This window comes from Halomicrobium sp. HArcht3-1, assembly GCF_058933345.1.
Window position 1 is genome coordinate 1 of record NZ_JBZYDM010000008.1, and the last position, 13,845, is coordinate 13,845.

The window sequence follows — 13,845 nt, forward strand, 5'->3', positions numbered from 1 at the left end:
TCTTTCGAGAAGTGAAAAGACGAACCTCTTCGTTCTCAAACTGTTTCAGCCACGTCGATCCAGACACAGCTGACGACTGGCTCAGATCATTCAGCTTCGCATGGAATCAGCTAATCTGAACACTACCACACAGGTCGGGGGAACCTTCTTATCCAGTGGCAGTGAAAACTGAGTTCGTATGCCGCTCTGGCAAGTGGGTGGCCTCCAGCGGGTCGTCGAGAACGTCTCGACGTTCGCACGTGAGTCACCGTTGCTGGCCGCATTGGTCGTCGTCGGGCTGTTGGTATTCCTCGTTGGTGTTCGGATGGCGGTCGGTCGAATTCGCCGAACGCCGGGCGAACGCCTGCAGCGGCTGCTCGGCTCGGCCGACGAACTGGCGGTGTTGATGCATCCGAACCCTGATCCGGACGCGATGTCGTGTGCGCTCGCGACGGAGAAACTGGCGACGCGGGCTGGCTCGGACGTACGGCTGTACTATCCCGGCCAGATCAGACATCAGGAGAATCGTGCGTTTCAGACCGTTCTCGACCTCAATTTCAACCGCATCGAAGCTGCGAGTGAGCTCGAAGAAGAGCACGTCGTGCTCGTCGATCACAACGAAGCGCGAGGGTTCCCGGGCGCGGACGGGATCGACCCGCTCGCCGTGATCGACCACCACCCCGGCGGTGGCGAGGGCGGGCGGTACACCGACGTTCGGACCGACTACGGCGCGTGTGCGACCATCTTCGCCGAATACTTCGAGTCGTTGGACTGGGAACTCGTCGATCCCGAAGAAGACACGAGCGTCGATCCGGACGGCGACCACATCGACCCCGAAGTCGCCACGGGACTGCTCTACGGCATCCAGTCTGACACGAAACAGCTCACCAAGGGCTGTAGCCCGGCGGAGTTCGAAGCGTCCGAATACCTCTACGAGGGGATCGACGAAGACCTGCTCGACCGGATCGCGAATCCGCAGGTCGACGCCGAAGTGCTGGACGTGAAAGCGCGTGCGATCACGAATCGCGAGATCCGCAACGCCTTCGCCGTCAGCGACGTGGGCGAGATATCGAACGTCGACGCCATCCCGCAGGCCGCCGACGAACTCCTCCGACTCGAAGGTGTGACGGCCGTCGTCGTGATGGGCCAGAAGGGCGACACGCTGCATCTCTCGGGTCGGTCGCGCGACGACCGCGTCCACATGGGCAAAGTCCTCGAAACCGTCGTCGAGGACATCCCGATGGGATCGGCCGGGGGCCACGCCCGGATGGGCGGCGGACAGCTCTCGATCGATCACATGAACGGGATCGGTCCCGGCAGCGGCGTGGCGATGCCCGACTTCAAGGGCCACCTCTTCGACGCGATGGCGGGCGACATCTAACTGTTTTTGCCCGCGGGGAGCAAAGCGTGGCTATGGCAACACAGTCGGCGACGTGGGCCTATCGAGACGACCACGAGGACTTCGCACGAACCTACTTCCGGCGGTTCGGTGACTGTGTCGTCTCAAGTATCGGCGTCGGGACCTATCTCGGCGAGGCGACCGACGAGCAGGACGACCGCTACCGCGAAGCGATCGGCGACGCGCTCCGGTCGGGCGTCAACGTCGTCGATACGGCGATCAACTACCGTCACCAGCGGTCCGAGCGCGTCGTCGGCGACGCCGTCCGCGAGAGTCCGGTCGACCGGGAGGCGGTTCTCGTGGCGACGAAAGGCGGGTTCGTCCCCTTCGACGGCGAGCGGCCCGACGATCCCGGTGCGTTCGTCCGCACCGAGTATCTCGACACTGGCATCGTCGACCGCGAGGATCTCGTTCACGGCCAGCACTGTATCGCACCGGGGTTCATCGACGACCAGCTGGATCGCTCGCTTGAGAACCTCGGTCTCGACACGATCGATCTCTACTACGTCCACAACCCCGAGACACAGCTCGAAGCGAAGTCACGCGAGGCAGTGTACGAGCAACTCGAAGCCACCTTCGAGCGCCTCGAACGACGGCGCGCGGCCGGTGACATCCGCCACTACGGCGTCGCGACGTGGGAGGCCCTGCGCGTACCCGAAGACCACGACAGCTACCTCTCGCTTCCCGAGATCGTCCGTAGAGCACGGGCTGCGGCCGATGCGGCCGGCAACGACACGACCGGCTTCCGCGGGATACAACTGCCGTTCAACGTCAGCATGGCCGACGCGTTCACCGTCGAGGCCCACGAGGGTGCCGACGGAACCCAGTCGGCACTGTGGTTCGCTCACGAGGCAGAGCTGTCGGTGTTCACGAGCGCCTCGATCATGCAGGGCCAGCTTACGGCGGGACTGCCCGACGAAGTCGCCGCGAAACTCGACGGCGAGACCAGCGTCCAGCGAGCGATCAACTTCGCCCGGTCGGCACCGGGAGTGACGGCCTCGCTGGTCGGGATGGGATCGCCGGAACACGTCGTCGAAAACGTCGCTGCCGGTCGGTACGAACCCCTCGGAGCGACGGCGTTCGACGCCATCTTCGAGTGACCGGCGATAAAAACGGCCGCGAGCTTACATCTCCTTCCACTCGGTGCCACAGTCGGGACAGGCTCTGACCTTGCCGATTTCGTCGGGTTCGTTGCGCGTCGCAAGCTCGGTCTCGCAGTTCGTACAGGCGAGCCGTCCGTAGTTGTCCTTCTCCAAGTCCCCCGAACGAAGTCCCGTCCGTACTGAGTCCATGTCATGTCCTGCAAGCGCCGTGGGTATAAAGGGTCGCGCCGGACCGGAAGGTTTTGATACATTGACTGACCAATCAGTTAGCGTGTCACGCCGAACAGTCTTTGGCTCGCTCCTCGGGATGGTCTTTCTCGTGAACCTCGCCAGAGTCGTGTTCGCGCCGTTGCTGGAGCCACTGGGCGGTGCCCTCGGGGCCAACGACGCCGCCCTCGGCACGATCGCGACGCTTGCGTGGCTTGGCAGTGCCGTCCCGCGCATCCCGACGGGCTATCTGCTGACCCGACTCTCGCGGGAGGTCGTGATCCTCACGTCGGCGTGCGTGCTGGCCGCCGCCGCCGTCACCACCTCCGTCGCCGACAGCGTGGCGACGATAACGGTCGGCGCGTTCCTGATGGGACTCGCCAGCGGCGCGTACTTCATCGCCGCCAATCCGCTGGCGAGTGAGCTGTTTCCCGACCGTGTCGGTGCTGCAATGGGCGTCCAAGGCACCGCCAGCCAGCTCGCGGCCGTCGGTGCGCCGACCATCGTCGTCGTCGCACTCGCCGTCGGTGACTGGCGAACGGTGTTCCGGGCGATCGCCGTCGCGGCGGTCCTCGCCGGGATCGCCTTCGCACTCACCGCTCGCAGGACCGAGATGCCCGACGCCGGCGACGAGGACACGGCGTTCCTCGCCGCGGCGCGCCACCAGTGGCGCATCATCCTCGCCGGCGTCGCCGTCATCGGCGTCACCGGGCTGGTGTGGAACGGCCTGTTCAATTTCTACGTGAAGTACTTCCTCGCGAAGGGACTGACCGGTGTACAGGCCAATCAGTTGCTGACGGTCGCCTTCGGCGCTGGTGTCCCGGCGTTTTTCCTCTCCGGTCGTCTCGCCGACCGTCTCCCGCCGATCCCGTACATTCTCTCGATTATCGCCGGCTTCCTCATCTGCGTGTTCGCCACGACGGTCGTGCAGGGCTTTCTCGCGCTGGCCGTCCTCAGCGCGGTGCTCGGTTACGTCATCCACAGCCTCTTTCCGGCCGTCGACACCTACCTGCTCGGGTCGCTGCCCGACCACCACCGCGGGAGCGCTTACGCCGTCTACAGCGGGACAATGATGATCATTCAGGCCGCTGGCAGTACGATCGTCGGGACGCTCTCCTCGGCGGGCTACGGGTTCGAGAGTATCTTCACCGGGCTGGCGGCCGTCCTCGCGGTCGTCCTCGTCGCACTCGCTGGCCTGTACGTCGACGGTCACCTGCCGACTGGTGCGCGCGCGTAGGCACGCCGCTTTTGCGTGCGCGGTGTCGAGAACACGGTAATGGAGTACGTGCAGGAACGGATCGCGACGCTTCACGACTACGGCGGGGCGACCCCGACGGCGCCGACCGACGACGCGGCGGTCGTCGTCCCGATGACCGAGCGCGATCACGCGAGTCTCGCGGCCGAGCGCGTCTTCGAGACGCTGGCCCGGGTCGACCCGGAACGGGTCTACGTCGCGCTGCGGGCCAGCGAGGAGCGAGTCGGGGACGTGACGGCGTGGATGGACGGATTCGATCTCGACGCGGAGGTGTTGTGGTGTAACGCGCCCCGGATCGACGAGCGACTGCGCGAGCGTGGCCTGCCCGGTGACGCCGGGAAGGGCCGGGACGTGTGGCTCGCACTCGGCGTGGCCGCTCGCCACGACTACGTCGCCGTCCACGACGCCGACACGACAAACTACACGGCCACGCACGTCGACAAACTTCTCTCGCCACTCGGCGGCGACTACGACTTCGTCAAGGGCTACTACGCCCGCGTCGAGAACGGCCGTCTCTACGGGCGGCTCTTTCGCCTGTTCGTCCGGCCGCTCTTGCGCGCGCTCGACGAGACGACCGATCACCCGGTCGTGGACTATCTGCTCGCCTTCCGCTACGCGCTGGCCGGCGAGTTCGCGGCCACGAGCGACGTGATCCGGTCGCTGCGCGCCCAGCCGGGCTGGGGGCTGGAGATCGGGACGCTCGGCGACGCCTACGACGCGGCGGGCTTCGCCGGCAGCGCACAGGTCGATCTGGGCACCCACGAGCACGATCACCGATCGGTCGGCGGTCCCGCGGGACTGGGCGACATGTGTGAGGAAGTCGGACAGGCGCTCTTCCGAGTGCTCGACGATCACGGTGTGACTCTCGACTACGACCGACTTCGAGAGGCGTACCGGACCACCGCCGACGACCTCGTCCGGCAGTACGCCGCCGACGCCCGCTTCAACGGACTCGACTACGATCCCGAGGGCGAGCGCCGGCAGGTCCGCGAGTACGGCCGTGGTATCGCCGAACCCGGCGAGGACCGGCGATTGCCCGCGTGGGCATCCTGCGAGATTGCACCCGAGACGGTCCTGTCGCTCTCTCGGGATGCGATCGACACCACAACAGAGTAGCGACGCGCTCAGTCCGTCCCGTCGCCCTCGCTCACTGGCTGAGCGACGGCTTCGGCGTCTTCCTCGATGACGCGAATTCCCTTCGAAGCGAGGTGGCGCATCTGCTGACGAACGAAGTCTTCCTCTTCGGTGCCACGGGTCGCCAGCACGTACAGCATCGCGTCGCCGACCGGCCGCATCGTCCGCCCGGCCCGCTGTGCGCCCTGCCGGCGTGAGCCACCCAGCCCGGAGGCGACGATGGCGAGTTCGGCGTCGGGGAGGTCGATCCCCTCGTCACCGACCCGAGAGATGACGAGCGTGTCCCGCTGGCCCCGGCGGAACTCGTCGAGCAGCGTCTCGCGGCGGGCGTGGCGCGTCTCGCCGCTGATGAAGGGCACGTCCAGTGTCTCGGCGATGGCGTCGCCCTGATCGAGATACTCGACGAAGATCAGCGCCTTCGCGTGGGGATGTTCGGTCAGCAGGTGACGGATCTCGTCGATCTTCGCCGGGTTCGTGGCGGCGGTCTGGCGGCGACCGTGGCCCACGGCGGAGACGTACTCGTCGGCGATGTCGTCGTCGCTCCAGGGAATCTGGCGGATCGTCACCTCCGGTTCCTGCACGAAGCCCGCATCGAACAGCGCCGACCAGTCCGTGCCGATGGGCGGGCCGACGAGGGTGAAGATCTCCTCTTCCTTGTCGTCTTCTCGTACTGGGGTCGCAGTCAGGCCCAGTCGGTGTTTGCTCTGGAGGCGCGTGCTCCGGCGGGCCACGTCGGCCGGAATGTGCTGGACCTCGTCGTAGACGATCAGCCCCCAGCGTCGTTCGTCGAACAGTTTCCGGTGGCGGTCCATCCCCGCGGTGCGGTAGGTGGCAATCGTGACGGGGCGGATCGACTTCTCGCCGCCGTGGTACTCACCGACCTGCGTCTCGTCCAGATCGGTGTGTAACAGTAGCTCCTCGCGCCACTGACTCGCCAGTTCCCGGGAGGGGACGAGAATCAGTGTCTCGCCGCCGATGGCGTCGAGCACGCCCATCGTCGCGACCGTTTTGCCCGATCCGGGCGGGCCGACGAACACGCCCGACCCCTGCTCTCGAAACCGCTGGACCCAGTCGGCCTGATACTCGCGCAGGGGCAACTGGAGTTCGACCGCCAGCGCGTCGCCCTCGTCGAAGTCGCGGTCGTCCCGGACGGGATACCCCGCCTCGTACAGCGTCCGCTTGAGCTGTGCGGTCTTGTCCTCGTTGACCCACGACTCGGCATCGGAGATGGGGGCGCGCAACACGTCGTCGTCGAGTTTCTGGCGGGCGACGTTACCCATCAGATCGTCGCTCTCGGCTTCGAGGACCGTGTAGCCGTCCTCGTGGGTGACGAGTCGGAACTTCCGGGCGCGCTCCCACTGGCTCTGTACCCACTCTTCGAGGTGGGGCGAGCGCTGGCCGAACACGTCCCGCATCGTGGCGAGCAGGTCGTCGAGGGACTCGTAGGGTGCCTGCCACACGTCCTCCTCGCGGATCTCGTAGATGGCACCGCCGGCGCGGTTGGTGTCGACGAGGTGGGCGAACTGCGACAGCTGTGCGCGGGTGAACTGGTCGGCGTGCTCGACGACGACCTCGTGGCGGTCCGGGAAGACGATCACGCGCTCGCGGTCCGTGACGGCGTCGAGGTCGGGCGGGTAATAGACCGCCTCGGCTTCGGTCACGGACTGGCGTTGCAGTTCCTCGCTCTCGCTCAGTCGCTCCAGTGCCTCACGGGCCGCGTCGGCGGACACGCCGGCCTTGCGGGCGAACTCCGTCGGCGTGAGGTGTGGTTTTCCGACGGCGTCGATGGCGTCGTACACGTCGCCGAGTTCGACCGTGGCAGGGTCGTCTGGCGACTGCTCCGCGTCTGTCACGTCCGGTGAGAAGCGACCGACGGGCAAACGGGTTTCGGCTGGCACCGGGAACGGAGACGACCGCCTCCGGCGAGCAAACCCACGCGAATCACGAGACGACGGTACCGTTCTGTTCCGGTACCTGTTCGAGTGTCTCCAGTTCGTCGAGGAGATCGCCGAGCAGTGGTGACGGTGACTCGAACTCGACCATCTCCACGTCCGGGTCGTAGCGAACGCAGTCGAACCGGGCCGCCTTCGGGAGGTGGACGTGGTGGAGTTCGACGAGCAAACTGTCGTCCGACTCGCGGTCGTTCGACGCGTCGTGATCGTCGGTTCTGTCCGCGACCACCGCCGCGATCTCGTCGACCGGGACCGGCCCGTCACACTGGCGCAAGTAATACAGGGCGTGGCGTCGCTGCTCGCAGACCAGTAGCGAGAGCATCTCGTCGACAGAGTTCATATTCAAGTGAACATTCATATCCAAATACATTACTCTGACGGCCGATCTAGACGGCCTGCTGCGGGTCGCTTCAATCGTCGGTCGGCGTGGCTTCGAAGCCGTCGTCGAACTCCAGACCGCTGCCCGTCAGGTCGCTCTCACGCCAAGTGCCCCGGCGGTACCACGCGTAAGCGACGACTGCGCCGACGACGTTCGAGACGGCGAAGGACAGCCAGATGCCGTCCTGACCGATGTCACCGGCGGCGATCCACGCGATGGGGAACCGAACCAGACCCAGCATGAACACGGAGATGGCCGCCGCGGTGAGCGTCTTGCCGGCACCCCGAAAGCTGCCGGTGTAGGCCCGCATGATCCCGATACAGCCGAACGTCAGCGCGACGACCCGCAGGAACGTCGTCGTGATCTCGACGACGGCCGGATCGGTCGTGAACACGTCGGCGATCGCCGGGGCGACGAACCAGACGAGGACGCCAGCAGCCGTCAGGACGGTAAAGAGGACGGCTGCGGCGAGCTTCGTCGCCCGCTCGGCCCGGTCGGGCTTGTCCGCACCGATGTTCTGACCGGTCATCGTCTCGACGCCCTGTGCGACGGCGATCGCCGGCAGGAAGATGACCGAGAAGACACGGGTACCGATGCCGTAGGCGGCGACGACGGTGTCGGGGAACATCGCGACGATGAACAGGAGCAGGTTCATCGACAGCGCACGCCCGGTCCCCTCGATCGACGCGGGAATGCCGATCTTGAGCAGGCGGCGCAGGTAGGTCATGTTGGGCACCATATCGCTCAGATGGATCTGAACGCCTCTGTCGCCCCGGAACATGATCGCGAGACCGACGGCGAGTGCGAGCGTCCGCGAGAAGACAGTCGCGATCGCCGCGCCCTCGATACCCATCTCCGGGAACGTTATCGTGCCGATCAGCGGCGCGTTCTCGACGACGGTCCACCCGAAGATGAGGAACGGGTCGAGGACGATGTTGAGAACGACCGAGCCAAACATCACGAGCATCGGCGTGATCGTATCGCCGTAGCCCCGCATCAGGGCGATGAACACGGCGAAGCCGAACATCGCCGAGAGGCCGAGCGAGATCACTTCCATGTAGCTCGTGGCGACCGGCAACACGTCCGCTGACGCGCCCATCAGGCCGAGGAACTCCTCGACGAAGAAGAAGCCGATCGCTCCGAGACCGACCGACGCGACGAGCGCGAACGTCACGGTCTGTGACGCGGCGTACTCGGCCTCGCGCTCCTGACCGCTTCCCGTGTACTGGGCGACGAGGACGCTCCCGGCGACCGAGAGTCCCATCCCGACCGCGATGAGCAGGAACACCATCGGGAAGGCAAACGAGATCGCAGCCAGCGCGTCCGTACTGTACTGCCCGAGCCAGAACGTATCGGCGAGGTTGTACGCGGTCTGAAAGAGGTTCGTGATCACGATCGGCAGCGAGAGGAAAAAGAGGGGTTTCCCGATGTCACCGGACGTGAGATCGAACTCGTCACGACCCCTGAACAGCGAGTCGACGACGCTGCGCAGTCCCATCAGTGGCCCACCCCGTCGACGGTGCCCGTGACCCTCGGGCGGTGCGTGTCGTTCATCGTTGCCAGTACTTACTGACTAATTAGTCAAAAACGTTTGGAGTTTCCCGCAGCGACGAGAGTATCGCTTTTTCCGGCCTTCAGTGACAGTATCGACTAACACACCAGTTAGTTTGGATCGGCGAGTAACGGGTCACAACTGTTTTCACTCGGACCCGTGACCTTTCCATTAGGATGGGTGACTCCCCGGGTGGCGATCGATCGGAGGCCGAAGAAGCGATCATGGAGGCGACCTATCGCGCGCTCTCGATGCACGGCTACGCCGACCTCACGATCGGGAAGATCGCGGCCGAGTACGGGAAGTCGACGGCCGCGATTCACTATCACTACGACACGAAAGAGGACCTGCTGGTGGCGTTTCTCGACTACCTGCTCGACTGGTTCGTCGCGTCGGTCCACGAGGTCGAGACGACCGACCCCGAACAGCGCCTCGACATGCTACTGGACAGACTCCTCACCGAACCCGACGACCCGCTGTTCGGGTTCATGACGGCGATGCTCGAAATGCGGGGGCAGGCACCGTACACGGCGTCGTTCCGTGAGAAGTTCCAGCAACACGACGAGTACACGCGCTATCTGCTCAGTACGGTGATCGCCGACGGGATCGCTGCGGGCGTGTTCGCCGACGTGGACGCCGATCACGTCGCGCGGTCGCTAATGACCATCGTCGACGGTGCCCGCACCAGAGCGGTCGTCCTCGACGACCCCGCGGTTCTCGAAGCGACACGCCGACTCGCAGACGAGTACGTCGAGGCGATGCTGTACGAAGCCGAATCGGCCGACACCTGATACGGATTGTTGTCGCCGTTTTCCCGGTCGACCGCACACTGTCGCGCGGTCGATCCGGGAACGATCTACGAGAAGCCGTCTGACGTTCGTCGTCAGAGCACACCGTGGGCGTCGATCAGGCGCTCGTAGCAGTCGAGATACTGTTTTCGGACCGCATCGTGGTCGAAGTCGGCGAGTCCCTCGTCGATCGTCTCGCGGTCGAAGTCACCGCTGGCGACGATGGCGTCGGCCATCTGCTGGGTGCTCGTGACCCGGAAACTGCGCTCGCGGTGTTCGATCAGTTCGTGGGCGCTGGAGTGGGCCTGATACTCGACGATGCCGATACAGCCACAGGCCAGCGCCCACAGCAGTTCCGTGGCGAAGTACTCCCGATAGGCCGTCTGGACGAAGACGTGTGCGCCCCGATAGATACTGATGCGTTCCTCGCGGTCGCAGGCCCCGACGAACTCGACGCGGTCGTCGATGCGCAGGTCACTGGCCTGTCGCTCGTAGTCCTCACGGTGGGGGCCGTCACCGACGATGGTCGCCGACCAGTCTTTTTCGCGCAGTTCGGCAAGCCCGAGCAGCAGGCTCTCGACGTTCGCACTCTCGTCGAGCGGATGGGCGAAGGCCACGTCGACCGTGTCGGCCGGTTCGGTCGCACGGATCTGGTCCATGTCGATACACTCCGGGATGATCGTCGTCCGGTCGCTGCTGGCGCCGTGTTCGCGCACCGTCGTCCGTACCAGTTCCGAGGGCGTGACGACGCAGTCGGGACTCCGTGCGGCCCGATCTGCCAGTCGCGCCCCATCGATGCCCTCGTCGCCGAACCAGTCGACGACGACGGGTGCTCGGGTGATCGTGCCGCCGACGCTGGCCCCGACGACGCCACACGGTGGGCGGGGGCTAGCGTGGATCACGTCCGGCGGCCGGCGGGCGAGGCGAACTGGGAGGCGAGCGGCGAAGACGACGGGGTTGGGACTGGCCGTGACGGCACGGTAGGTCACGTCTTCGGGTTCGAACGTTCGCTGGTCGCTTTCCCACCAGCGGGCACAGTAGATGGACACGTCGTGGCCCGCGTCGGCGAACTGGCCGGCGACCCGTTCGAGCCGACGAGAGCCTTCGGTGTCCCGGTGTTGTGTCGTCTCCATCGAGACGAACGCCACGCGCATACCCGAGGGTCGACGTGCCCCGTGAAAAATCCATTCGTTACGGGCCTGTCCGTCGGTGGCTGTGATCGCTCCTGTAATGATGTCCTCCCAGCACCGGCGCTCGTCTCGTTCACAAGACATTTATCCGATCTGGTGAGGCCATCACGTATGGCTCCCCGCACGCCCCTCCTCCGCCCCGACCGCTACTTCGCGAACCGCTACCCCGATGCCGGCCGTGGCCTCGCCGTCGCCGTGATCGTGGTGCTTGGCTCGATCGCACTGATCGCCGCCATCGGTGCGGTGTTCACCGCGAAAATCGACGGCACCATCGTGGTCGACAACCCCAACCGTCCACCCGACACGTTCTGTACCGGGGCGATGAACGACACCTTCGAACAGGCAAACGGCTCCGCCTTCGACTGCGACGCCCCGGCGGAGATCGAGAAGGACATCGATCCGATCCTCAGAGATGCGCTCGGAGAGCTGTACGGTCTCGTCGCCGTCGGGATGGTGTTCGTGCTTCCGATCACCGCCGTCCTGTTGCACGTCGGCACTGCGCTGGCCGACGCCGAGGGATCGTTCGGCAAGACGTTTGCCGTCACAGCCTGGGGGTTCGCGCCGTCGCTGGTGACGATGCCACTGGGCATCGCAATGCTGTGGTTCCTGATGGACCCGGTGACGATCACGCCCGGAACCGATCCCGCCGCCCTCCAGTCGATGGTGCTAGACAGCATGAGCGGGTGGATGCTCCCCGCGCTCGTGATCAATCTGGTGACTTCGCTCTGGGGTATCGCCATCTGGACGTTCGGGCTCGAACGGGGCCGGTCGGTCTCCAGAGGCGCGGCCGCCGCCGTCGCCATCGTCGTGATGGGGCTACTCGCCCTGATCGGACTGGCCTGATACGGATTCGTGTCGCCGTTTTCCCGGTCGACCGCACACTGCCCGGCCGAACTGTGTGAGGCCGGGCTCGGGAGACGAGGGACGGAGTCTGCCGGTGTCGTGCGGTCGATCCGGTAGAGATCTACAAGAATCCGTATGAGAGCGCAACGCGGGAGCCACTCGCCAAACCGTTATGCCCGCTGGCTGCCTCCCATGTCGCGTGTACGATCTCGAACGATATCTCAACGTCCGCTCCGCGACGGGGGCGACGCTTGGACCCGACGGGCAGGTGGCGTTTCGGATGAACACGACCGGCACCTTTCAGGTGTGGACCGTCGGCGAACCCGGTGGCTGGCCCGAGCAGCGGACCTTCTACGACGATTCGGTCGCCTTCGTCTCGTACTCGCCCGAACGACCGGAACTGCTCTTCGGGAAAGACGAGGGTGGCAACGAACGCATGCAGCTGTTCCGCCTCGACGAGGACGGCCACGTCTCGGCGCTGACAGACCAGCCCGACGCCAAACACAGGTGGGGCGGCTGGAGTCACGACGGCGAGCGCTTTGCCTTCGCCTCGAATCGGCGCGACGAGGAAGTGTTCGACGTGTACGTACAGGACCGCGACAGCACCGAGGCCGAACTCGTCGCCGAGGGTGACGGCTGGCTCTCGCTGGGTGGCTGGTCGCCCGACGACGAGCACCTGCTGGTCAGTGAAGCGTACTCGAACGTCGATCAGGACATCTACGCCCTCGACATCGACTCGGGCGAGATGGCACATCTCACACCCCACGAGGGGAACGTCCGCTACGGCAGCGCGCAGTGGGCACCCGACGGCGAGGGGGTCTATCTCGTCACCGACGACAGCGCTGACCTGCGGTGGCTCGCTCGGCTGGACCTCGATGGCTCGATGCACGAGGTCGTGGTCGACGACGAGTGGAACGTCGATGGGGTCGCCGTCGATGTCGACAGCGGGCGACTGGCCTACTCACGGAACGTCGATGGCTACACCGACCTGACCGTCGGTGAACTGGCCGACGAGACCACCATCGAGACGTTCCCGACGCCGGACCTACCGGGCGGTCTCGCCGGCGGCGTCTCGTGGGGACCGGCGGGCGAGCGGTTCGCCGTCACGGTGACGGGTCGCACGGTCAACACGAACGTCTACCTCGTCGAGACCGAAACGGGCACCGCGACGCGCTGGACCCACGCCGCGACTGCCGGAATCCCCGAATCGACGTTCGTCGCGCCCGAACTCGTCCACTTCGAGACGTTCGACGACCGGGAGATTCCCGCCTTCTTCTCGCTACCGCCCGAGGACGCCCGCCGCGATGGTGGTGAGGGTGTGCCCGTCATCGTCGACATCCACGGCGGTCCCGAGAGCCAGCGCAGACCGTCCTTCTCGGGGCTGACCCAGTACTTCCTCTCGCGGGGCTACGCCGTCTTCGAGCCGAACGTCCGCGGCTCGACGGGCTACGGGACGAACTACATGGAACTGGACAACGTCGAGAACCGGATGGACAGCGTCCGTGACCTGCGCGCCGGCGTGGACTGGCTCCACGACCACTCTGCGGTCGACCCGGACCGACTCGTGGCGATGGGTGGGTCCTACGGCGGGTTCATGGTGCTTTCCGCGATGACGGAGTATCCCGAGGTCTGGGCGGCCGGCGTCGACGTGGTCGGTATCGCCAACTTCGTTACGTTCCTCGAAAACACCGGCTCGTGGCGCAGGGCGCTCCGAGAGGCCGAATACGGCTCGCTCGAAGACGACCGGGAGTTCCTCGAATCCATCTCGCCGATCAACCGCGCTGACCGAATCGACGCGCCGCTGTTCGTCCTCCACGGCGAGAACGACCCCCGAGTGCCCGTCGGCGAGGCAGAACAGATCGCAGACGCGGCCCGCGAGCAGGGCGTCCCCGTCGAACTGCTCGTCTTCGACGACGAGGGCCACGGCATCAGCAAGCGCGAGAACCGCATCGAGGCCTACACCCGCGTGGTCGAGTTCCTCGACAACCACGTGTGAGACGGACGGTTGTAGCGATGTACCGGGAAGTCGCCACGAGGGAGACGCTCACCGGTACGCAACGACAC

General features: G+C 65.6%; 12 protein-coding genes and 1 pseudogene. 8 read left to right on the forward strand and 5 right to left on the reverse strand.

All coding sequences use genetic code 11. The annotated features are described in order from the left end of the window. The 3 genes and pseudogenes from AC5FRW_RS13660 to AC5FRW_RS13670 form a co-directional block, all read left to right on the forward strand. Positions 1–119, forward strand: a pseudogene (locus tag AC5FRW_RS13660) (IS6 family transposase); the annotation flags it as partial. Between the two features lie 59 nt (positions 120–178). Beyond that, complete coding sequence (locus AC5FRW_RS13665) at positions 179–1,360, forward strand: DHH family phosphoesterase (RefSeq protein ID WP_493569014.1); 1,182 nt, start codon at positions 179–181, stop codon at positions 1,358–1,360. A gap of 32 nt (positions 1,361–1,392) precedes the next feature. Further along, on the forward strand, positions 1,393–2,478 hold the full coding sequence (locus AC5FRW_RS13670) for an aldo/keto reductase (protein WP_493569015.1): 1,086 nt from the start codon (positions 1,393–1,395) through the stop codon (positions 2,476–2,478). Positions 2,479–2,502: 24 nt separating this feature from the next. On the opposite strand, the gene AC5FRW_RS13675 is transcribed toward AC5FRW_RS13670, so the two are convergent. Continuing rightward, positions 2,503–2,670 carry an HVO_0758 family zinc finger protein gene (locus AC5FRW_RS13675; RefSeq protein WP_493569016.1) on the reverse strand — a complete coding sequence of 56 codons (168 nt, stop codon included), beginning with the start codon at positions 2,668–2,670 and terminating at the stop codon, positions 2,503–2,505. Between the two features lie 118 nt (positions 2,671–2,788). On the opposite strand from AC5FRW_RS13675, the gene AC5FRW_RS13680 reads away from it, so the two are divergent. Further along, the gene (locus AC5FRW_RS13680; RefSeq protein WP_493569205.1) at positions 2,789–3,925 is read left to right on the forward strand and encodes an MFS transporter; all 1,137 of its coding nucleotides are present in this window, start codon (positions 2,789–2,791) and stop codon (positions 3,923–3,925) included. Positions 3,926–3,964: 39 nt separating this feature from the next. Next, complete coding sequence (locus AC5FRW_RS13685) at positions 3,965–5,059, forward strand: glycosyltransferase family protein (RefSeq protein WP_493569017.1); 1,095 nt, start codon at positions 3,965–3,967, stop codon at positions 5,057–5,059. 8 nt (positions 5,060–5,067) lie between these two features. On the opposite strand, the gene AC5FRW_RS13690 is transcribed toward AC5FRW_RS13685, so the two are convergent. The 3 genes from AC5FRW_RS13690 to AC5FRW_RS13700 all read right to left on the reverse strand — a co-directional run bounded on the left by AC5FRW_RS13690 (position 5,068) and on the right by AC5FRW_RS13700 (position 8,906). Further along, positions 5,068–6,930, reverse strand: coding sequence for a DEAD/DEAH box helicase (locus AC5FRW_RS13690; protein ID WP_493569018.1), 1,863 nt, complete (start codon positions 6,928–6,930; stop codon positions 5,068–5,070). Between the two features lie 88 nt (positions 6,931–7,018). Beyond that, on the reverse strand, positions 7,019–7,369 hold the full coding sequence (locus tag AC5FRW_RS13695) for a DUF7344 domain-containing protein (protein WP_493569019.1): 351 nt from the start codon (positions 7,367–7,369) through the stop codon (positions 7,019–7,021). Between the two features lie 70 nt (positions 7,370–7,439). After that, complete coding sequence (locus tag AC5FRW_RS13700) at positions 7,440–8,906, reverse strand: MATE family efflux transporter (protein WP_493569020.1); 1,467 nt, start codon at positions 8,904–8,906, stop codon at positions 7,440–7,442. A gap of 230 nt (positions 8,907–9,136) precedes the next feature. Here AC5FRW_RS13700 and AC5FRW_RS13705 point away from each other — a divergent pair, with 230 nt between their 5' ends. Next, entirely contained in the window at positions 9,137–9,751 is a 615-nt protein-coding gene (locus tag AC5FRW_RS13705; RefSeq protein WP_493569021.1) for a TetR/AcrR family transcriptional regulator, read from the forward strand. Between the two features lie 92 nt (positions 9,752–9,843). On the opposite strand, the gene AC5FRW_RS13710 is transcribed toward AC5FRW_RS13705, so the two are convergent. Further along, positions 9,844–10,902, reverse strand: a complete 1,059-nt coding sequence (locus AC5FRW_RS13710; RefSeq protein ID WP_493569022.1) for a glycosyltransferase family 4 protein — start codon at positions 10,900–10,902, stop codon at positions 9,844–9,846. 147 nt (positions 10,903–11,049) lie between these two features. Here AC5FRW_RS13710 and AC5FRW_RS13715 point away from each other — a divergent pair, with 147 nt between their 5' ends. Together AC5FRW_RS13715 and AC5FRW_RS13720 are read left to right on the forward strand one after the other, a co-directional pair. Further along, a complete protein-coding gene (locus tag AC5FRW_RS13715) occupies positions 11,050–11,781 on the forward strand; it encodes a YIP1 family protein (protein ID WP_493569023.1) in 732 nt (243 codons plus the stop codon). A gap of 172 nt (positions 11,782–11,953) precedes the next feature. Next, on the forward strand, positions 11,954–13,777 hold the full coding sequence (locus AC5FRW_RS13720; RefSeq protein ID WP_493569024.1) for a S9 family peptidase: 1,824 nt from the start codon (positions 11,954–11,956) through the stop codon (positions 13,775–13,777). The last annotated feature ends 68 nt before the right edge of the window (positions 13,778–13,845 follow it).